This window comes from Paenibacillus xinjiangensis (assembly GCF_059686975.1).
Genome location: NZ_JCAALS010000047.1, coordinates 1 through 21,765 on the forward strand (window position 1 = coordinate 1; position 21,765 = coordinate 21,765).

Annotated in this window: 16 protein-coding genes; 3 read left to right on the plus strand and 13 right to left on the minus strand. The window is 44.2% G+C overall.

The window, feature by feature from the left end; all coding sequences use genetic code 11:
- Nucleotides 1–137: 137 nt before the first annotated feature.
- Nucleotides 138–3,200 carry an S-layer homology domain-containing protein gene (locus tag AC6ESP_RS28735; protein WP_497100201.1) on the minus strand — a complete coding sequence of 1,021 codons (3,063 nt, stop codon included), beginning with the start codon at nt 3,198–3,200 and terminating at the stop codon, nt 138–140.
- Nucleotides 3,201–3,735: 535 nt separating this feature from the next.
- Here AC6ESP_RS28735 and AC6ESP_RS28740 point away from each other — a divergent pair.
- The gene (locus AC6ESP_RS28740; RefSeq protein WP_497100202.1) at nt 3,736–4,926 is read left to right on the plus strand and encodes a response regulator; all 1,191 of its coding nucleotides are present in this window, start codon (nt 3,736–3,738) and stop codon (nt 4,924–4,926) included.
- Between the two features lie 112 nt (nt 4,927–5,038).
- On the opposite strand, the gene AC6ESP_RS28745 is transcribed toward AC6ESP_RS28740, so the two are convergent.
- The 6 genes from AC6ESP_RS28745 to AC6ESP_RS28770 all read right to left on the minus strand — a co-directional run bounded on the left by AC6ESP_RS28745 (nt 5,039) and on the right by AC6ESP_RS28770 (nt 10,478).
- Nucleotides 5,039–5,803 (minus strand): SDR family oxidoreductase, encoded by a 765-nt coding sequence (locus AC6ESP_RS28745; RefSeq protein ID WP_497100215.1) that lies wholly within the window; start codon nt 5,801–5,803, stop codon nt 5,039–5,041.
- A gap of 88 nt (nt 5,804–5,891) precedes the next feature.
- Nucleotides 5,892–6,716, minus strand: coding sequence for a MerR family transcriptional regulator (locus tag AC6ESP_RS28750; protein WP_497100203.1), 825 nt, complete (start codon nt 6,714–6,716; stop codon nt 5,892–5,894).
- A gap of 212 nt (nt 6,717–6,928) precedes the next feature.
- Entirely contained in the window at nt 6,929–7,813 is an 885-nt protein-coding gene (locus tag AC6ESP_RS28755; protein ID WP_497100204.1) for an alpha/beta fold hydrolase, read from the minus strand.
- A gap of 37 nt (nt 7,814–7,850) precedes the next feature.
- Nucleotides 7,851–8,480: a TetR/AcrR family transcriptional regulator gene (locus tag AC6ESP_RS28760; protein ID WP_497100205.1), complete on the minus strand. Its 630-nt coding sequence runs from the start codon at nt 8,478–8,480 to the stop codon at nt 7,851–7,853.
- A 787-nt stretch (nt 8,481–9,267) separates the two neighbouring features.
- Nucleotides 9,268–10,131 (minus strand): IS3 family transposase, encoded by an 864-nt coding sequence (locus tag AC6ESP_RS28765; protein ID WP_497100216.1) that lies wholly within the window; start codon nt 10,129–10,131, stop codon nt 9,268–9,270.
- A gap of 11 nt (nt 10,132–10,142) precedes the next feature.
- The gene (locus AC6ESP_RS28770) at nt 10,143–10,478 is read right to left on the minus strand and encodes a transposase (protein ID WP_497100206.1); all 336 of its coding nucleotides are present in this window, start codon (nt 10,476–10,478) and stop codon (nt 10,143–10,145) included.
- Nucleotides 10,479–10,583: 105 nt separating this feature from the next.
- Between AC6ESP_RS28770 and AC6ESP_RS28775 the strand changes: the two genes are divergently transcribed.
- Nucleotides 10,584–13,055 carry a putative bifunctional diguanylate cyclase/phosphodiesterase gene (locus AC6ESP_RS28775; RefSeq protein ID WP_497100207.1) on the plus strand — a complete coding sequence of 824 codons (2,472 nt, stop codon included), beginning with the start codon at nt 10,584–10,586 and terminating at the stop codon, nt 13,053–13,055.
- Nucleotides 13,056–13,598: 543 nt separating this feature from the next.
- On the opposite strand, the gene AC6ESP_RS28780 is transcribed toward AC6ESP_RS28775, so the two are convergent.
- Both AC6ESP_RS28780 and AC6ESP_RS28785 read right to left on the minus strand, forming a co-directional pair.
- Nucleotides 13,599–13,829 (minus strand): hypothetical protein, encoded by a 231-nt coding sequence (locus tag AC6ESP_RS28780; RefSeq protein ID WP_497100208.1) that lies wholly within the window; start codon nt 13,827–13,829, stop codon nt 13,599–13,601.
- Nucleotides 13,830–14,027: 198 nt separating this feature from the next.
- Complete coding sequence (locus AC6ESP_RS28785) at nt 14,028–14,972, minus strand: alpha/beta fold hydrolase (RefSeq protein WP_497100209.1); 945 nt, start codon at nt 14,970–14,972, stop codon at nt 14,028–14,030.
- A gap of 220 nt (nt 14,973–15,192) precedes the next feature.
- Here AC6ESP_RS28785 and AC6ESP_RS28790 point away from each other — a divergent pair, with 220 nt between their 5' ends.
- The gene (locus AC6ESP_RS28790; RefSeq protein ID WP_497100210.1) at nt 15,193–16,104 is read left to right on the plus strand and encodes a helix-turn-helix transcriptional regulator; all 912 of its coding nucleotides are present in this window, start codon (nt 15,193–15,195) and stop codon (nt 16,102–16,104) included.
- Nucleotides 16,105–16,323: 219 nt separating this feature from the next.
- Here the strand turns inward: AC6ESP_RS28790 and AC6ESP_RS28795 are convergent, their stop codons facing one another.
- The 4 genes from AC6ESP_RS28795 to AC6ESP_RS28810 all read right to left on the minus strand — a co-directional run bounded on the left by AC6ESP_RS28795 (nt 16,324) and on the right by AC6ESP_RS28810 (nt 21,467).
- Nucleotides 16,324–17,085 carry an SDR family NAD(P)-dependent oxidoreductase gene (locus AC6ESP_RS28795; RefSeq protein WP_497100211.1) on the minus strand — a complete coding sequence of 254 codons (762 nt, stop codon included), beginning with the start codon at nt 17,083–17,085 and terminating at the stop codon, nt 16,324–16,326.
- A complete protein-coding gene (locus tag AC6ESP_RS28800) occupies nt 17,069–18,751 on the minus strand; it encodes an alpha-amylase family glycosyl hydrolase (RefSeq protein WP_497100212.1) in 1,683 nt (560 codons plus the stop codon). The genes AC6ESP_RS28795 and AC6ESP_RS28800 overlap by 17 nt, the downstream gene beginning before the upstream one ends.
- The gene (locus AC6ESP_RS28805) at nt 18,745–20,463 is read right to left on the minus strand and encodes a glycoside hydrolase family 13 protein (RefSeq protein WP_497100213.1); all 1,719 of its coding nucleotides are present in this window, start codon (nt 20,461–20,463) and stop codon (nt 18,745–18,747) included. Before AC6ESP_RS28805 ends, AC6ESP_RS28800 begins: the two co-directional genes overlap by 7 nt.
- Before the next feature lie 95 nt (nt 20,464–20,558).
- Complete coding sequence (locus AC6ESP_RS28810) at nt 20,559–21,467, minus strand: AraC family transcriptional regulator (protein WP_497100214.1); 909 nt, start codon at nt 21,465–21,467, stop codon at nt 20,559–20,561.
- Nucleotides 21,468–21,765 lie beyond the last annotated feature (298 nt).

Sequence of the window (21,765 nt, forward strand, 5' to 3'; positions counted from 1 at the left end):
TTGTCAAGTTCTTTTAATCTTTTTCACGCAAAAAAAGAGCAGGCTATCTTTCGATAACCTGCTCTTTTACATAGTTATTTGGTTCAGCACCTTAACTTAATGACATTGGGCAGTTAGCCCCCTCTTAATCATTAATACTAGTCGATCAACTTCGTAGCTTTCAACAATCTTTCAACCATAGCCGCTGTTTCCGCGCGCGTTATCGCCGCTTTCGGGTTCAACAGCTGTCCTCCGGTCCCTTGCAGGATGCCAGCCTTAATCAGTTGGGCTGCAGACTCCCGGGCATACCCGGAGATTTGGTCCATATCGCTGTAAGGAGCCAGAATCTGATTGATTTCCAATGCGTTCAGCGCCTCTTGCGGCTGAACGACATTCAGGGAGCGGGCGATCATGGCGATGCCTTGCTCTCTTGTAATCCGTTCGCTGCCGTGAAAACCACCGTCAGCAAAGCCTTTGATAATGCCAAATTCGCTGGCAACCGTAACGGCATCGTGGTACCAACTCGACGGTGCTACGTCGCTATACGGCGTACCGGTTACGCCTTGGCGCATTAAGCCCAGTCCGCTTGCCACAATCGTGGCAAATTCCGAACGGTCAATACTGCGATTCGGGGAGAAGGTATTGTTGCCTGTACCTGCAAGCTGCAGTCTGGCTGCAATATTGTTGATACTCGCCTGTGCCCAGTGGCTCTTCACATCATCGAAACTTTGCGGATTCCAGATGACCGAGTAGCTGCCCTGGCTGCGCAGGTCGTTGATCATTGCAAAGTAACGGTTGTTAATTTTCGTTACGACTGTTGGCACATGGAACACGGTACCGTCCGAATTAACAATGACTCCGGTCGTAATTTTGTTCGGATCAATGCCTTCTGGCAACGCGATATAACGAGGCGCGTAGCTCGTCAGTTGATCCGGCTTAACGGATTGGCCTTGGTATGTGAAGATAAGCGATAGATCTACCGGATCGACGAGCAGATCGTAGCCATCTTTAGTCGCCTGTTCTTCTGCTGCGGCTTTCAATGCCTCAGACGATCTCTTGATATCAATATCGACTGCAATTTCGCCCAGCGGCGCGTCGTTCCATTGTTTGGTGATCGAACCCAGATCCAGTTGTGTGCTTGGAATCGGATAAATAGCAAGCAGATTCTCGATGTTCAGCGTGGAGCCGGTATCGGACAACTGCTTCAGGGTTGCTGCGGTCAAACCTGCAACCTTGATGTCACCGTCGCCAGGCACAAGTACATTCAATCGCTGTCCGTTGCTTAAGGAGACATACTCCGATAATTTATTTGGATCAATCTCAACGGTCGTTACGTTGTTTGCCGTTGTGCCAGTAGCGAAGCTGCTGGCCTCATTGTTCACGGTTGTTTCCACGCCCGTTGCCGGAGTAGGTGTAGGTGTAGGTGTCGAACCGGAGCCGCCACTAGAGGCGCGCGTCACCGTTACGATATACGTTTGCGTCGTGCCGTCCTGCGCAGTCACGACCACCTGGATCGTGTTGATACCTACGCTCAGCGGCACCGAATCGGAAACGACGCCACTTGTCAACGTAAATGGACCTGTGACCAGCGTGCCTTCGCTATTGTACACGCTCGCCGTCACCGTAGCATTAACAGCATCATATACCGTTGCCGTCACTGTCGTGTCGCTCACGCTGTTCGGAACACTTGTCATATAGTTTGTCGTGCCTGCCGCAAAAGCCGGGCTTAATGTGACGCTCGACAGCGTCAAATCGTCCAAGCCCGCGTTGTTAGCCACTGTACGAATCAATGTTCCTGTGCTGATAGCAGACGCCACCTGCGTCGCTGTCGCTTTCACACGGGTTACAATCGTATAGTCCGTACCTGGCGTCAGTCCGGCGAACGTCGAACTATCTTGCCACGTCACGCCGCCGTCTATGCTGTATTCCTGACCGGTGACAGCTTGCAGCGTAATGCTCGTTGCTGTTTTGCTTACTTCTACCGGTGCTGCCGGAGCCTCGGCGCCGTCCGCTGCCGTTACCACTCCCGTTGCCGTGCTTGTCACGCTCCCTGTCGCATGCATATCGTCAGCGGTGACCGCCACAGTGATGGCTGCACCGAAGTCGTCAGCGGTTAACGTGTAGCTTGAACCCGTCGCATTCGTGATGGCGACTCCGTTCCGGTACCATTGGTAAGTCGGCACATTAGCCGATGTGTCAGGCGAATAAGTGATTCCCGATAAGTCCGCAGTCAACGTTTCACCAACTTTGGCAACACCGCTGATCCCCAAGCTGCCTCCCATATCTGAAATCCCAATATATCTTGTGGCAGTGATATTGTTGCTAATGACACCGGAATTATATTCGACTATAACTCCTGGATCAAAATATCCGCTGCTGCTACCGTGTGTATTATTTACGGCTAAGTAGCCTACTTTATTATTAGTCGTGTCCAGCAGAAGTGTAAGATGGTCAAACGCTCCATTAGGCACAAATTCTTCCGATGTATCAAGAGCTGTTGACTGACCGTTTGATACATACCTTGTAGCGCTATAACTAGAAGTGTCCCAATTAGGTGCTGTAGTTTTAGTAGCGCCTATAAAGGTTATAAAGTTCCAATTATCCCTAAAGAAACTTTTAAATTCTTTAAACATACTAGCAATCGCAAAAATTTCTTGAGGATTATTTGAGTTTGGCTCTAAAAGATGTCCGCTATTGTTTGTAGCAATAGTCACAGCATCTTGAAAAGTCATAGTAGCCTGTCTTTGCACATATACAAAATGGCGTCCATTGTAGGTACGTACAGATGTTTTCCCATCGGTCAATGGTGCCCCTGGCGCTACATTTACTGTTACCCTTTGGGTTTGCCCCACAGCTTTTGTAAATGTCAAATTTTGAATAACAGCCAGAATATCTTCATATGTGTTACCATTTGAAAAATTGAACACTCTATTTGCAGATGTAGATTTGTCAGTAACAATGCCACTGATTTCTATACCATTAATCAACTCGGTGATACCACTTGGAAGCGTTCCAACAGCAATTGAGCCATTATTCACTGCCACAGTAAAGTATCCGCCCGCTCCATTCACGACACCTGTGCTTCCAAATGCAGCATTGGATAGCTGATAGGTTGACTCGGTTACACTAACAGGATTACCAAGATCAAGTGTTGATGTTGCAGCAGCTCTTACTTCTAACGGATGAAAAGGCAGCAGCGTCAATACCATAACGATTGCCATTAGAAAAGATAACATTCTTCGATTTTTTAATTTCATTTTTTGTTCGTACCTGCTAACGAAAACATATAGAAATTCTATATTTGCAGATTTCATTCTGTTAAGCAGGGTTCTCCTCTCTTATTCAAAAATTTGTCTATTACTTCTAACTCAAGCGCTTCTGCTCTCGCTGGAGTAAAACGATCGTTCTTATTCTATTCCGCTTTCATACTCATTCCCCCCTGTCCCATAGGGACTCAACGTCCCTTGACCGCCATATCTCGATATAATCCACTTTCATTCGACAGGTGTGATCATAACAAAAGGAACTTTACAAAATCTCTACAGCTTCTTTACATGCTGTTTTCGCTCACGTGGAAATGAAGTACTTGAAAATAACCTCGTATTATCAAGGTAATTCAACCGACTGAGACTACCTCTACTTGGACACGGCTGCTCGGACAGTTCTAATCATCCATTGCCAAAATTCCGATAATATTGTTGTAACAAGTCGAATCTTGCAAAAAACAATGCATACATGTTATGGAGTGTGAAATACATGAAGATCATGCTGGTGGATGACGAAGCGCTGGTGTTAAACCAGATTCGGCGAATGCTATCGGGATATCCCAGTATTTCGGTGGTTGGCTCGTTTGGGAATGCGCGAGAGGCTATTATGCGAATGCCGGAACTTCAGCCGGACGTCGTATTTTTCGATATTCACTTGCCGGAAATATCGGGAATCAAAGCGGCAGAGCTGGCACAGGAGGCTTGTCCAGGAGCCGATATTGTATTTGTAACGGCATATAGCGAGTATGCTGTCCAAGCCTTTGAGCTGAATGCGGTCGATTATTTGCTTAAACCGTTGCATCAAGCACGTTTGGATCAAACGATAAAGCGGCTGATGCAAAAAAGAATGCATAAAGAAGATATGCTCTCAACAGCGCCTTCTCGCATTCTGTGTTTTCGGTCTCTCCGTTTTCAGAGCAGCGGCGGGTCTCCGGAAATACCGAAATGGCGCACGGCAAAAACGCAGGCTCTGTTTGCTTACCTGCTGCACCAACGCGGCAATATCGTCCTCAAGGAGACACTTTTGGAACTGCTGTGGCCGGAGCTTGATGTGAAACAAGCTGTGAATCAATTGTACACATCGATTTATCACATTAGAAAGTGCTTGAAGCAAATGGGCATCGATGCTCCCATTCAAAATATGACTATTCAAGAAGGCTACATACTCGACACAAGCCGCATTCGGATTGACGTGGAGGAATGGGAAAACGGCTTGCGGCAGGTGAGCGGCGTAAATTTGACCGATAGTCACTCCGAGCTGCAGCGGTTGCTTTCACTTTATGAAGGGGACTATTTACCAGAAATTGGTTATGGTTGGGTGGAGGACGAACGCGAAAGACTACGGAAGTTATGGTATCAGAATGCCCGTTCGTTAGCCCGATTCTATGAGAAAGCCATGATGCAGGAGGAAGCGCTGGCGATGTATGAACGGATTCAGGATGTGGACCCGTATAACGAAGAAGACGGACTTGCGCTGATGAAGCTGTATACGGCAAGCGGAAGGCACAAAGATGCGGAGAAGCACTACCATAAGCTGGATCATCTATTTTCAAACGAGCTGCGGATCGGCTTGACCGATAAGCTGGTAGACTGGTTCGAACAAGCGGGAAAGAAATTGCCCTCTTGGCGCAATGAGAAACAGAAATTGGATAATCCCACGATTAAAAGCGTGGGATTATGAGTATATCACCATAAATCCATGTCGAACAATTGAACGGCTCAAAGGCAGTCCTTGCTCCTGGCCGTTCATTCTATACTTGGTATTTGTTTCCGCAAACAGATCCCACTCCAGCTTACAAATGCGACCCTCCGGTCGCATCGAGCATCTGCCCCGTTACCCATCGGCCGTCCGGCGATGCCGTGAAGGCGACAATGTCCGCAATATCCGAGGGCTCGCCGACGCGCCCAAGAGCCGACATCTCTACGGCAAAGTTACGGCCATCGGGCATGTGCAGCCATGACTCGTTGACCTCCGTATCAACGATGCCCGGCATGACTGCGTTAACAGTGATCCTTCGCGGACCCAGAAGCTTGGCCAAATGCAAGGTGAATGTATTGATGGCACCTTTGGTTAGGTTGTAGGCCATAATATGTGGAAAGGCAATGCGGGTCACTCCGGATGAGATATTGATGATGCGACCGCCGTCCCGCAGGCGTCCGAGCGATTGCTGGACGAGAAAGAACGGCGCCTTAATGTTGACCGCGAATAACTGATCGAAATCCTCTTCGCTTGTCTGTTCAAGTGCAGGAGATGTGCCGATACCGGCATTGTTGACCAAAATATCGAATTGGTTGACGCCTGTCCTGCGGATGAGTTCGTCATCCAGGGTCTGAAGAAGCCGATTGACACCGTCCAGGGATTTCAACTCGGCGCCGACGACAAATGCTGTACCGCCCGCAGCTTCGATTGCGGAGACCGTCTCCTCCGCCGCTTCCTTCCGTGTGCCGTAATGCACGGCTACGAGCGCGCCTTCAGCGGCGAGGCGAATCGCAATCCCCCTACCGATCCCTCGGCTGGCACCTGTGACGACTGCGATTCGACCATCCATACGTTTCATATCCATGTAGATCCACTCCTTATCAATTGGTTGATGCCATGATAAACCCTCCCCACAAGGGGAGAGTCAAGAGCGGTTCCCAAGTTTTTCAGACCCGTACAACCGGCACGAGCATCTCCGCCAGTCGCAGCTGGCCGTAGATATCTTTGTCCGACGTCAAATAAATCTCCCGAACCGGGATCGTCTCGAGTGATCTGTAGCCCTCGTCAGCGAGCCATGCCCTCAACATCTCGCTTGCCTTGCAATTATCTGTATACGGGTCACATCGATGGATATAAGAGGCCGCCTTCTTCAAGCCGGGTAAATGATGAATCTTCACCCTGCGGCTGTCAGGGATCGATTTCGAGATGGGAATAGCAACCTCGAAGTCCGAAGGCTCTGCGTTGCAATCGGACCTCCTGTGCCAGACGATTGTCAACTCGCAGTCCGACTCTTCGCCCTGCGAGCGGACATACTGCTTCAGTTCGTCGAGCAGCAGACACAATTGGTCTTTCGGTAAAGTCTCGCGGACGGAAGCGACGAGAAACGGCTCCACGCTTCGCAGCGAGAACTTCTCTTCCTTAGCAGCCTCCGCATGCCGCTCGATCCGCACCAGCCGCTCATCGATCTCCGCAAGTTGCCGCTGAGCCTCTTGTATCTGACGCTCCAGCTCCTTCCGCTTCTCAAGTAACGTGCGCTCCGCTTGCGTCGGAGAAGCCGGTCCAGTCAGTAGCGGCCGCATCATCTCAAGTGTCAAGCCCTGCTCTTTGAATCCCTCTATGCGACGGATTGTCAACAGCTGCTCCGCCGTATAAAAACGATAGCCCGATTCTTCGTCCACTCGCGCAGGCTTTAACAAGTCAAGTTCATCATAATGGCGCAGCGTCTTCACCGTAACACCGCTCAGTTTAGCGAACGTCCCAATCTTGAACATCCTGATACCTCTTTTCGAAAACTTTGCGTGGCATAATGCCCTATTTAGTCGGTATCCTATCAATATACCGCAGCTCTGCCAATCAGCCAATCATTGAAGATATTTCATGGAAACTCATGCCAGTCAAGGCACATTGGAAGACTCCTTTAGTTCCTTCTCAAAAAACTTGCCCTTATTTATGATACGGTTCACCGTTTGTCTGTGGTAGAGCATTATTTCTCTATCAAAAACCGAATAATCTCATTATTAATAATATCAGGCTGTTCATGGTTAATGCCATGCCCCACGTTAGGAATCACTTTATAGCGAAACCCGTCATTATCCAGAATCTGTATGAAATCCTTCTTAAGATTAATTCTATGTTCCGCTATCAGAAAATAAAGCTTGTTCCTTATGGCAGCACCTTTTTCTTTATCATATTTCACCAGTTTATGAACAAACATTGCTTGCTGATTATGATTTTTCATTAAAAGAACTAGATGCTCCGCAAACGAGGGGTATTTATCGAAAATATCGGAGTTGGGAGAACTTAACTTCTTCAATATTTTAAGTAAGTTATGATGCGTTGGAATCAATATTTCTGGAAACATCAGTAGTAGGGTTTGTAACATGGTTTTAAGGGGGTTAGTAACCATGCCCCCCTCCATACAAACTACTTTATGAACTCTTTCGCTATTAACAGTAGTATAGTTATATGCCATGTATGCACCATTGGATACGCCCGCTAAATTTAAGGTTTCAATATTAAAATGGTCTGCAATTTGATTTATCCATTCCGTTTGGTTAAACAAGTTTTTCTTGAAGTTCTCGTTTGGAACACTTTTTCCAGGACCCCCAACAGTATCAACGGCAATGCAATAAAAATATTTGGATAATTCCTTAATGTTTAAAACCCACATGACCGCTGAGTTATCTCCCACCCCATGAAATAGAAGAAGCGGCGGGTTCCCTTTACTTCCTGAAGTAATACAATGGGTCGTACCAAACTTGGTTTGTATATCGTGTTCTTGGAAATCTGAAGACCACATTTCTAGTATCCGATTATATGAGCTCAATACCTGTTCTTTACCCGTATCATTCTTAAATATTTTAACCATGATCATCTTCCTTTCCAGATTTAAGAAACTAATACTATTAATTAATCTTTCTCAAAAATCGCAAAACCACTTCTGCTGAAGGAAAGGGTAATTCGCTGGTAGTTTGCATTCTTGCAATTCCTAAACCTTGTATGAAAGAAAAGTAGGTTATGGCAAGTAACATTGGATCTTCCTCAATGATTTCTCCAACTTGTTGCCCTTGTATAATCAAAGGAATCAGGTGTTCGAAAGGTTTTATTATCTTTTCTTTCGATATTCGTTTTGCTTCCTGTGGTATAGCATCCGATGTAGCTGTCTGAATTAAGATTAATCTCCAATGTTGCATTGCTATGCTATCTGGAGTCAAGAATGCTTCAGTTAACCAAGTTATTTTTTCAAGAGGTGATCCTGACATTTCAACAGCATATCGAACCGCTTGCCCTGCCCCTTCTGAAGCAAGCTCAACTATCTTTGTGAAAACCTCCTCTTTTGATTTGAAGTAGGTATAAACATATCCTTGGCTGAACCCTGCACTCGCGGCAATATCTTTAATTTTGGCGCCTACGAATCCTTTCTTTGAAAATACCTCAATCGCATGTACAATAATTTGCCTTATTGCACGGTCTGAAACCAGTTCTTCGAAGCCTTCAATAAATTTCTGTTGTAGCTGTTTGCTTTGTATAAACATGCGCTTCGCCCCTCAGTGAATGAACGTTCATTCAAAAATTAACATAAAAAGGTATGTTTTGTAAATATATTCCTCACCTAGTATTCGAATAATCTGTGTATGCACGTGTTAAAACACTCCCGATGTTATTAGGGAGTGTTTTGGAGTAGTGCTAGATTTTTCTCACTTATCGAAACCTCGACCTTACGCTTTACCACTATTTGTAATACGGTTCACCGCACTGTCTGTAACGGCAAGTTTAAAGAGTTAATCTTCTTTGGTAGAATCCTTTCTACTGAATTCATCATTTTTATGTTTCTACTCTGCCGTAGGCACTCCTTAGCAACAATCGTGCGGAATACAGCTAAAAACAAAGACCCATGCCATATGAAAAGGCACAGGTCTTGTTTAATCATTTCCGTTTATTATGAAACGTACTCTGCTTGGCTTCCGCCAAAGATTTCAATAATGATGTTCTCGGCCCAATGTTCACGAATGTCAAAGAATATAATCGTGTTTGGCTCACATGGTCTGTCACAGCCCCCAGACTGCCGTTTGTCACGCTAGTAGAGAGAGATCAATTGTTAACAATCTATCTTAATAAGTGGAAACCATATCGAACCACCTTCAGCCTTCCTGCAGACTCCGCCAAATCACCTTATTGCTGTACTCCTTGCTTGAGCTTATTTCTGCCCCGAACCAGACGAACGGGACGAATTCATTGGCTTTCGCTTCATCCTTAAATTCTACTTATGCAACCGTAAAGGATATGGACCTCTGTCAAGAAAGTGGACACCCAATCATACATCTAACATACTCGTTTGTAATACATCGCTTCGAATTGAATCGGCGTCAGATGCCCCAAAGTACCATGAATTCGTTTACGGTTGTAAAACAGCTCAATGTACTCAAACATCTCTTGTTGCGCTTGCACCTTCGTCTTAAATTTCGTACAGTAAATATACTCTTTCTTCAGCACGCTGTGAAACGACTCGATACATGCATTGTCGTAACAATTTCCTTTGCGGCTCATACTGGCTTTCATCTTGTACTTTTTCAAGCGGTCACGGTATTCCTCGGATGTGTACTGCGAACCGCGGTCAGAGTGATGAATCATCTTATGTTTTGGCTTCTGCGCCTCGTACGCCTTGTCTAACGCTGCAAGGACCAAGTCCGTCGTCATACGGTCTCCCAATACCCAACCTACGATCTTACGGCTGTAAAGATCAAGGACGCTTGCAAGGTACATGCGGCCTTCACGGCAGGGGATGTAAGTGATATCAGTTACCCAAACTTTATTCGGAGCGGTGGTTTTGAAATATTGATTAAGTAGGTTTGGTGCAACGGGATTTGAATGGTTTGAGTCCGTCGTACAAACCCGGAATTTGCCTGATACGCAAGACCTCATCCCATTTTCCTTCATCAGTTTACTGACTAAACGCGTTGAAACTTTCCACCCCTCTTTTCGTAGTATGACTGTAATCTTCGGGCTGCCATAGCGTCTTTTAGAATCTTCAAATAACCAAGAGATGCGCACTAAGAGCGCCTTGCGACGTTTCTGATAACTGTTTAAATTAGCCTTCTCAGAAAGCCATTTGTAGTAGCCGCTCCTTGAAACTTCTAGTGCGTCACACATCTTCTCCATTCGAAACTCAGAGCGATGATCTTCGATGAATTGAAACCTTAGTTCCTTTCTTTCCCGAAGATGTGTAGCGCCTTTTTTAAGATTTCAAGCTCCTCACGCAAATCGGCATTCTCGAGTTGTTGCTTTTCCTTCTCCAACTCCATGTTTCGTAACTGTTGTTCTAACTGACGAACTTTATCTGGTGAAGCCTGGACTTCCGCTTGCATCTCTGCCTGTATCTCGCTCCGGTACTTTTGCTTCCAGCCATGTAACACACCCGCTGAGATCTCCAGTTCTCCAGCGATCTCCGGCATTGTCTTGGATTGTTCTAGAATGTACTTTACAGTTCTCTTTTTGAACTCTTCCGTGTAATGATTGCGTGACTGTTTCTCCATACAGGACACCTCTCCTCGTTAATGTAATTATCTATTTACAATTAACGGGTGTCCACTTTTTATTCTAGTTGCAAATTTTCAATTAAGGAGACTTATAGGATCAATATGCAAACACTCTCAAGCACATATCACTTACCCCTTGTTCTTCTATCTATTATTATTGCAATTATTGCTTCATTTGCTGCATTAAGTTTGGGAATACATATTCATAAAGCAAAAGGTACTGCACGTTACATGTGGTTATCTGGCGGAGCATTTGCTATGGGGATGGGCATATGGTCCATGCATTTTATAGCTATGCTTGCTTTCCATTTGTCTATCCCAGTAACATACAACTTATCATTGGTTATCATCTCAATTATTCCTGCAATATTAGCCTCAGGATTTGCTTTTCATATCATAAGCCGACCTTCAATGCGCATATCTCAAGTATTCATTGGAGCACTTTTTATAGGGATAGGCATTGTTTCCATGCATTATATCGGGATGGAAGCCATGGTGATGGGGGCGACAATTGAGTATAATCCAATTTTATGGGCTCTTTCTGCAATAATCGCTTATGTCGTTTCATTTGTTGCCTTAATTCTATTGTTTTTGGTGAAACAACATGCCAACTCACCTGGAATTTGGTGGAGAAAAACGGGCAGTGCCATCATTATGGGAGTAGCTATATCAGGTATGCATTTCACCGGAATGTCGGCAGCAAAGTTCAAACACGATCATCATTTAACCAGCTTGCCTGAGGCAGTATTCGACAATTCCCTTCTAGCGTATTCGATTGGAATTGGCATGTTGATCATATTCGGATTAGTGTTCATCAGCACTTTTATTGATAAACGTTTTGAGTTTCAGTCCTTAGAGTCCGAACGAAAATTTCGTTCTGTGATCGAATCCGCTAACGATGCCATTATTTTAGCCGACAGTAAGGGTACCATTATTTCATGGAACAAAGGTGCCCAACTCATTTTTGGATACCAGGAAAAAGAGGTCCTAGGTAAAAAGCTACAGGTCATAATACCTGAACGATATAGAGAGGCTCATCACAAGGGGATGGAACGTTATGTTTCCACAGGCAAGCCCCACGTAATTGGTAAAACGGTCGAATTACAAGGACTAAGACAAGACGGCAACGAATTTCCAATCGAACTTTCTCTTGCCGCTTGGGTAGAGGAAGGAAACACCTACTTCAGCAGCATCATTCGAGATATTACTGAACGCAAGAAAGCTGAAAAAAAAATCAATCAAATGGTCTATCTTGATCCTTTGACAGGATTACCGAATCGTCATTTATTAAACGATCGCCTCACGCAAGCATTGGATCAGTCAAGCGAAAATAAACAGATCATCGGAATTATGTTTATTGATTTGGATCGTTTTAAATATATCAATGACACGTTAGGACATACCATGGGAGATCGTTTATTGATTGAGGTTGCCAAGCGAATCCAAATCTGTGCGGGAAAATCGGATACGGTATCACGCCAAGGCGGAGATGAGTTTATTGTACTTCTCCCTAACGCCAATTCTGATGAAATTACAAAAAAAGCCCAAAAGATAATCAATCTATTCACTCAATCGTTTGTGTTAAACGAACATGAGATGTTTGTAACCCCATCTATTGGGATAAGTTTGTATCCATCCGATGGTAGGGATATAGAGACCCTAATCAAAAATGCAGATACAGCCATGTACCGTGTAAAGGAACAAGGGAAAAATAACTTTCAGTTTTACACACCCGATATGAATGAAGCGGTATCCAAAAAAATGCAGTTGGAAATTGGATTGCGTAAAGGATTGGAGCGCGATGAGTTTAAGGTTTACTATCAACCTCAGGTTGATGTCATTTCTGGCATAGTGATTGGCGTCGAAGCGCTTATCCGTTGGCAACATCCTGAGTGGGGAAATATTCCTCCCGATGATTTTATCCCCTTAGCGGAGGAAACAGGATTAATCATCCCAATAGGTGAATGGGTGCTTTATGAGGCGTGCCGCCAAAATAAATCTTGGCAGAATCAGGGATATCCCCCTCTACGCATGGCTGTTAATATTTCTTCCCGTCAGTTCCAACAGGGCAATTTATTTGAGATTATCAGTAAAATATTAAAGGAAACGGAACTAAGTCCTCAGTATCTTGAGCTTGAGTTAACGGAAAGCATCATACAAGATTCAAAGTATGCTATATCTACGATGCAAAAATTAAAAACAATGGGTATCCATCTATCCATTGACGATTTTGGAACAGGATATTCTTCTTTAAGCTATCTGAAGCTTTTCCCCATCGACAGCTTAAAGATAGATCGGTCTTTTACAAGAAATATATTCACGGATTCAAAAGATGCAGCACTTGTTCATACCATAATCAGTATGGCACACAACCTAGATTTAAAAGTGATTGCGGAAGGCGTTGAAACGCAGGAGCAGCTTCGTTTCCTTCAAGAGAGAAAGTGTAACGAAGCACAAGGATACTTTTATAGCCGACCTATATCTGCTGAAGAAATGTCAGTTTTTTTCGGAAATGAAAGCTCAAATCATCCCGCCAATAAAGGATTTGCAGTGAATAAAAGTGAGCAAAAATGAAAATAAATCAACTTATCCCTGCTTTGAGAAATAAGACCGGATTAAGCGAAAGCTTGTCCGGTCTTTGTTTTCTATTCTATTCTGATGTATGTAGAAGTAATCACTTTTATCATCCTGCAATGTTGCAATTAACCGCCAGCAGAAGATGATTAGAGTTTTTCAACTTATTAATTTGATGGAAATTTCACAAACATTTGCTCCTTGAAGCATGCAAGACTTCTCTGTTATGGTAATTTGCTCGCCATAATACTTGGAAACTCCTTTAATGTCGCTCATTAATAAGTTTTACGCCGTAATGTTCCAATCTTTCAGATTAACTACAAGCTCTACCCTCCGCTTTACCACTATTTGTGATAAGGTTCAGCGTATCATCTCTAAGGCGAAATCATTTGTTGTTTTTTCTACGTATTTTCGATAGCGCGAAATCAAGAGGCACCCAGTTTGGGTGCCCTTATTGTCCTTCTAAGTTTTGCTTGCTAAGCGACTCTATTCAGCATCATCGCGGCTTGCACTGTGTCAGCCGGTAGATCGTCAGGAATGTTGTTACACAAGTATTATATTAAACTGGGCAAATCGATACGTGAAAGCATCCTCGAGGATCTCGTCGAACGTCCTGCCGGTCAGCAGCTCCTCAAGGGTCCCAAGGTGGACGACCGGCTCAAACCCACCGCCGTGCACCGCGTGCGGCGGGATCGAGTCCACGTCTATAAACGCGGCGGCGGCGTCCGTCGAAGCGACGAAGTACTCGGAGATCAGACCCATGAGCCTGATCATGCCCCCTTGCCCTCCCTCAACACGCTGACCACACCGAACACCGCCCGCACGGCTCACGACCGCCGCGCCTTTAGGAGACACGTCCTAGCCCTACCGGGGTAGCGGTGCCCAATCAGTCACCTCGAAGACGGTGACCGCGTCTCATTCCACCCTCCGGTCAAGCCGGAGGGCAAGCTCAACCTTGAAACGCTCTTGGGACTAGGTGGCATCCTGCTGTTCCAGCCATTTCAAAATCGCTTGGTTTGTTTCTTCCGGCTTTTCTTGATGAATCCAATGACCGCAATCCAGATTAACCACTTCCACATTGGGCACGAACTTTTTTAGGTTTTCAGACCTCTGGACCGCATCCCGGTCGCCGTAGATCATGAGGGTCGGCTGTTGGATGATTGGGTTCACCTCCGCCAATAAGCGCCAGTTGCGGTCAAGGTTCCTGTACCAATTTATGCTGCCCGTGAACCCTGATGTTTCAAAAGCGGAGACGAAAACGGCCAGCTCGCTGTCGCTCATCAAGGGCTCACCCAGTGGTGTTTCTGCTCTGGCGAGATTGATCAACGCCATACCTGGCTGAGGCTCTGTGGGGGGCTCGTTCTTCCTATACAGGTTGCGAAGGAACTGGAATGTATGGTCTTCGAATACGGCGTCCGCGACGCCTGGCTGTCGATTGAAGTGGACGAAATAGAAGTCGCCGCCAAGTATTTCTTCCATGAACTCGATCCAGGGTTTTTCTCCGCGCTCTTGGTAAGGCAAGCTCAGATTTATCACTTTGTTTACACGGTTGGGATGCAATAAGGTCAGTCCCCAAACGACCATTGCACCCCAATCATGACCGACAAAGGTGGCATCTTCGTATCCGTAGTGATCGAGAAGTGCGATGAGATCACCCGACAAGTGTTCAATGTCATAGTCTGTTACTTCGGTCGGACGGAATGAGTTGCCGTAACCCCGCTGGTTTGGGACGATGACATGGTAGCCCGCTGCGGCAAGGGCGGCCACCTGATGGCGCCAAGAAAAGGCATGCTCTGGCCAGCCGTGACAGAGGACAATGGGTTTTCCGGCATTTTGTCGGCCTGCTTCAAAAACTTCGAGTTCCACACCGTTGACTGAAATAGTGGTGGGCTTGGGAAAATCGGTTGGATTAAACATTGCATTTCCTCCTTAGTTTTTCGGGGTGATCAGGCGATCTTTGAAGCTTTCCTTAGAAAAACGGGCACATCATGATTCTCTGTAATAATTTTCTGTAATTCGCTCAGCACCTTTTTGGCGGAAATCAAAACCTCCTTCTTGTGATACATGTAGTATAATGGACAAAAGGTGACATCTTATTGTCACCTTTCTGAAATCATGTAGAAAAAAGAGGGCAATTATGGACAAAGTGGAGAGACTCATTTCGATTATCATGATATTGCTGAAAAAAGAGGTTGTTTCTACAAAGGAATTCTCACAACTATTCAATGTTTCCAAAAGAACGATCCTTCGCGATATGGAAACATTGAGCTTATCGAACATCCCGATCTACTCTGTCAATGGGGTCAAAGGCGGCTACGGCATAATCGATGAATACAAGGTTGATAAACGCCTTTTAAGCAGCTCCGATTTACAGAATATATTAACTGCGCTCGGCGGATTGGAACAAATCCTCCTTACTGAAGAAGTTGAAAGAACGATAAAAAAAATAGAGGCAATGGTTAGTCCATTGTCTCTGAATCGTTCCATTCAACTGTCGTTTTATGATTGGGAAGGTCGGTCCGAGATTCTTGAAACCTTAAAGACATGTCAAGAATCCATTTTAAAGAAAAGGCTGGTTTCGTTTGATTATACAGATAAAGACGGGGCTGTAACGAATAGAATGGTCGAGCCCTATGAGCTGCATTTTAGCGAATCGAGTTGGTACTTGAAAGGATTCTGTTTACATCGACAGGGATATCGAACATTCAAGTTATCTCGGATCGATCATATTACTATGGATGAACGCGCGTTTCATCCTAGAGACGATTGGTCAGAGCAAGGACACGAAGCAAGTTATCTACCGCTACTCGTCACGATTAAGGCATGGATATCGCCTAGCATAAAAGATCAAATCATCGAAAGATATGGTCGAAGAAGTATTGAAGACCATAGTTCTGGATTTTTATTAGCAACCATTTATGTCCCTCAAAATCGTATGGGATTTCAATTTTTAGCAAGCTTCGGCACTCATCTAAAAGTTGTAGAGCCCAAAACCTATGTTGAAGACTTTCGAAATTATTTATATCAAATGATGGAGAACTATTCCTGATAAAGGTCTCGTCTCGGCATATATGACCGATTCCACATGAGTTGGGTCTTTACGCGCTTCTTCATAGATTTAGCATCGAAGCTTCAACCTTCAACTCAACTTTTCGCTTCACCACTATTTGTGGTACGGTTCACCATATCACTCTAAAGGCGAAATTAAAGGGCACCCATTTGGATGCCCTTCGTTGTTTGCAAATTTCTTTTAAGCGGATTAAGTCATTTACTGCGCAGTCCAACCTCCGTCAACCATTAGCGTGATACCCGTTACCATATCACTTGCTGGTGAAGCAAGATAGATGACAGCACCTGCGACATCTCTAATCTCAGCTAAACGTCGATTAGGTATTCTTGCCAGTACCCCTTCTAAATAAGCGAGGTCATCCAGACGCTCTGAATTTCCTGGCGTGTATGTAAAGGTTGGTCCGACTGCGTTTACATTCACGCCCCTAGCAGACCATTCCAATGCCAGAACTCGCGTCAATTGATTAACTCCGCCCTTGGAGGTGCAATATACAGCGTGATCTACGATGCCAATGACACTAGCCTGTGAGCTCATATTTATTATCTTGCCATATCCCTGAGCAAGCATAATCTTCCCTGCCGATTGACAACAGAAAAACAAACCTTTGAGATTAACATCCATCATGTTGTCCCAATCTTCTTCCGTAACATTGACTGCTGGATGATTAGTGCCGAGTCCGGCATTGTTAACTAAAATATCCAATCTTCCAAAATGCATCTTTACCTGATTGATTACCGAATCAATCTCCTTAACATTCCGAACATCCAGTATAAAAGCAACAGCATCGCCTCCATCAGCCCGGATTTCTGATACTAATTGATCTAGCTCTTCCCTGTTTCTTGCTGCAACAGCAACCTTCGCACCAGCGTGAGCCATTGCTTTTGCAAGCCCAAACCCGATTCCTTTACTGGCTCCTGTTATCATGGCAATCTTGTTAGTCAAATCAAATTGCGGGTGCATCAAGGAGGCCCCCCTCTTCCGTGCATTCATCCATTTTATATATGATTGTTTCATAGCTGTTCACCCATAATGCTGAAGAATCTTTCTCGGTGTGAAGATCGTCCCTTCCAGTGCGATAGAGCATATTTCTCCTATCTTTGATAAATTCATCTGCTTCCTTATCAAAAAGAACGCGCAAAGCATCCTCTGACAAATTAACAATAATCAAAAACTTGATGCCTTTGTGCTGTCTTACGTAGGATAACACCATTTGTTCTGAGTTTCGTATGAACTCTAATTCGCCCGCCCAAAATGCCGGCTGATTTGTTCGAAGATGGATCAGGAATTTATAGTGCTCGAACATCCTTGTATCAAACGAATCCCAGTTGAGTTTATACTCATCGAATAAGGACGTCCATGTTTCCATCGTATTCTCATTAAATTCCTGTCCCATCATGATGAGGGGAACGCCTTCGAGCGTCAGTAAGATCGAAGCAGCAGGTCCTGCATGCTCCATGCCCAAATACGCCCAGACTCTGGACTGTTCTTTCTCCTCAAGCCAATTCATCCTCAGAGAGTTTTTAGGAAAGCTGTACGTGTAAGAATTATAAATCGTTATAAAATCAGTCTGTGTAATCGTTCCGTCGATCATCTGACGAATAAGAATTCGAGGATTCCCGTTGTAGGTCAAATCACAGGATTCAATATGATGATATTCATCGTATGACTGAGAGATCAGGATGAGATCAGGTTTCACTTCCTGCAGCGCTTGCTTGATCTCAACGAGGAAATCATAGGGGGTAATATCCGAATCATCCAATCGAATTCCGTCAAAATCAAACTCGGTAATCCAGTATTTCATAGCCTCAATGACATATTTCCTCATATCGCGGCTGTTAAACTGTATACCAGCAAAATATTCGCGAAGGGGTACATCATAGTAGATCTCATGTTGTTCATTATGTGTAAAATATTCCGGATGACTTCCTGTCAGAATATGATCCCTACTCGTGCGGTTCAAGACCCAATCCAAAATGACCCTGATCCCGTTCGCATGAGCTTTGCGCATAAATAACAATAAATCATCTTTGGTGCCGAATTCGGGATCTATCGAATAAAAATCTTTTACCGCATAAGGGTCACCGTACTTACCAATCCTGCGTTCATGTCCCACTTCGTTAAACGGCATCAGCCACAGCGTATTGATTCCCATTTCATTAAAATAATCTATCTTATCAGCCAATCCTCGGAAACCGGATTCTGTGTACGCACGGAGATGAAGCTCATAAATGACCGATTTTCTAAGCCATTCAGGACTAGAAAGGGCTGTAAAGTTCTCATACATATATCCCGGGTGACTTTTTGAAATCTCATTTGTTCGGATCAGTACGTCACCATTTTCAGTTACCGTAATCGCAGAATTATTCTGCCCATCTTCCGATACACTCGGATTGAGCGGATCTAAAATCCACGCTTCCCCATTCACCACAATTTTATAGAGATGCCTTCCTTTAAGAATAGGCAATTCAATCTCCCAACCTGTCCCATCTTCCATTCTGTCCATGTAGTTTCTATCGCCATTCCAATTATTAAAGGTTCCAGCTAGAGCAACACTATCAACGGAAGTATCCGAATAATATACAAATCGAACACCCTTAGATCCCTTTGTTGGAAATTTAGTCAGCATGGTATAGCCACCTTTAAATAGATTCTTGACTCATAAGGCTGAAGACGACCATTAGCTAATGTTTCATCCGCATCTGACTCTACATTTGATAGCAGTAATTCAAAAGATTTGTCTGCTAGCGCTTCAGGGATTTCCAACTGAGTCGATGTAGCGGAGAAGTTCATAACAACGACCAATTGTTCATTTCCTAAAGTCCTTGTAAAGGCTAGAATGGACGAATGATCTGGGAGAATAGGATCATACTTTCCATAAACTGCAACGAGATGCTGTTTGCGAAGAGAAATTAGTTCCTTGTAATAGTTCAATATGGAATTTGGCTCTTTCTCAGCAGACTCTACATTAATCCAGCTCGCATTAGGGTTAACTGGAATCCATGGCGTTCCGGTTGTGAACCCGCCATGAGAATGATCATTCCATTGCATTGGCGTTCGGGCATTATCTCTACCTGATTGATGAATGGCCCTCATGATCCGATCCTCCGCCCAACCTTCTTTCTGTGCTTGACGATAAAAATATTGGGTAACAACATCTCTATAATCTTCAATCGAATCAAACTTTATATTGGTCATACCAATTTCTTCCCCTTGATAGATATAGGGAGTGCCTTCCAGCATAAACATCAATGTTGCCAATAGTTTTGCCGACTCTTTATGGAACTCTTGATCATTACCGAAACGAGAAATGGCCCGCGGTTGATCATGATTGCTCCAGAAGTTAGCGTTCCATCCTTTATTATGCAGCTTAATTTGCCATTGGTTTATTATTTCTTTTAGCTGAGATAATTGCCAAGGAGTCTTCTCCCAACCCTCAAGACCCCCATTTCCGCTGTCCATGCCTAAATGCTCAAAGTGAATGACCATATTAAGCTCGTCCCGATTTTCATCCACATACAACAGAGCCTCTTCTGGGCCCGTGTTTGCAGCTTCCCCGACGGTCATGATGTCATAGTGACTAAACACTTCTCGATTGAGATTTTGAATATGATCATGTACTTTTGGAAGATTTGAAAATAAATGATGTGCGGATACGATTTTCTCATGAGCTGGTGCTTCTGCATCCGGAAAATTTTCCATCTTGACGATATGATTTATAGCATCGATACGAAAACCATCCAAGCCTTTATCAAGCCACCATCGTACCATGCGATGAAGCTCCTCAATTAATAGCGGATTCTCCCAATTCAGATCCGGTTGCTTTTGGGTGAAAATGTGTAAATAATACTCCTCTGACTGTTCATCATATTCCCACGCAGAACCTCCAAAGAATGATGCCCAATTCGATGGAGGCTCATTGTTTTCTTTCGCTTTTTTCCATATGTAAAAATCTCGTTTAGGGCTGTCTTTGGATTCACGGGATTCTACGAACCAAGGATGCTCATCAGAAGTATGGTTTAAGACTAAATCTGCGATAACCTTAATTCCTTTGCGATGAGCTTCTGACAATAACTGTTCAAAATCTGCCATTGTTCCGAATTCCTCAGAAACAGCATAATAATCACTAATATCATAACCGTTATCAGCGTTTGGCGTTTTGTAGAAGGGACAGATCCATATCACGTCAACGCCTAAATCATGTAAATAATCAAGCTTTGAAGTAATCCCTTTAAGATCTCCAATGCCGTCTCCATTGGTATCCATGAAACTTCTCGGGTAAATTTGATACACTACGCTTTCTTTCCACCATTTTCTTCTATAATCTACTTCTTGCACCATATGAAGTCACCTCGAAGATTTTTTATTTAATCTCTTCTTCTATCGTATCTGTATTGAAACAGGCTTCCAATATCCGATACCACTCCATAATGATGCTATTCTGTTGTAATCATCTGACCCCTACTATGAATGGTTTGGTTAGCTCTGGCTATGATGGTGTCTTTAAAGCTCTTAGGGGAACAATGATGGACTCGTTTAAACAACTTGTAGAAGTGTGATAGGTTCGGCAAGCCGACCTGCTCAGCAATCTGAGCAATGCTGAGATCTTCGGTCAGAAGCAGTCGTTCTGCATATTTAATTCTGCGATGAATGACATAGTCAGTGAAAGTAATGCCCATGGTCTGTTTAAAATATTTAAGAAAATAGGTATAGCTGAAACTCATGAGAAGACAAGCCTGCTCCACAGTTATTTTATCGGATAAATGAGCTTCCACATAATCGAAAACTAACTTTAGCTTGGCATAGTTCATCGATCGGTTATGTTCTAACAATCCCTTATTGTCATGACGCAATAATAAGAAAATACATTTCTTCACCAAATAGTTAATGGCCATCTCATAGCCTCTTTGCATCTGTTCATGTTCCTGTTGCACTTCTATTACTGTGCTGTAGAATTGTTGCCGCAATTCCGAATTCTCCCTAAACAATGTGTTCAGCTTTACTAAAGGCAGCAATGACTCCTGAAACAAATATAGGAAAGGAAGCATGTTGGAATCTACGAAGGCCTCCAGCTCGAATTGGAGCACAACATAATCAACCACTTCGTTTGGTTGTCTCAGATCGAGATGGGGTTGGCAAGAACCTAGAATTAACACATCCCCCGCTCGTAAGTGATAAACTTCAGCGGGTGTATGGATTTCCATTCTTCCAGATCGTACAGCAATAATCTCTAGCTGTGGATGGAAATGCCACCCATGCTGACATATGATCATACTGTGAAAGCTGCGCACTTGAATACGAAGCAGCGGGTCGTTATAAAGAATTGGCTCTTTAAATAATTCCATAAGATAGATACCTCCAGAGCAATGTTAATTCGCAGCTTAAATGACGTAAGAACAGTCTGGCAAATAACTAAGCACATCAAGTGATAAGGTTCAGCGTATTACTTCCTCTAAGCTACGGATGCGATCTTTAATCAGAACGGGGGAGTCGAGACGGAAAGCAGTATGGTTTCGCCATTCCAGAGATTTTTGGGTCTGTCAATAATTTTGTGTAAACTCATTTATAAGGATTCCCCCGAGGGGGAATTTTCCTTTTAGCGTAGGTGCTTACCAACCCGTTCCGGGAAGAAAACGGAGAGTT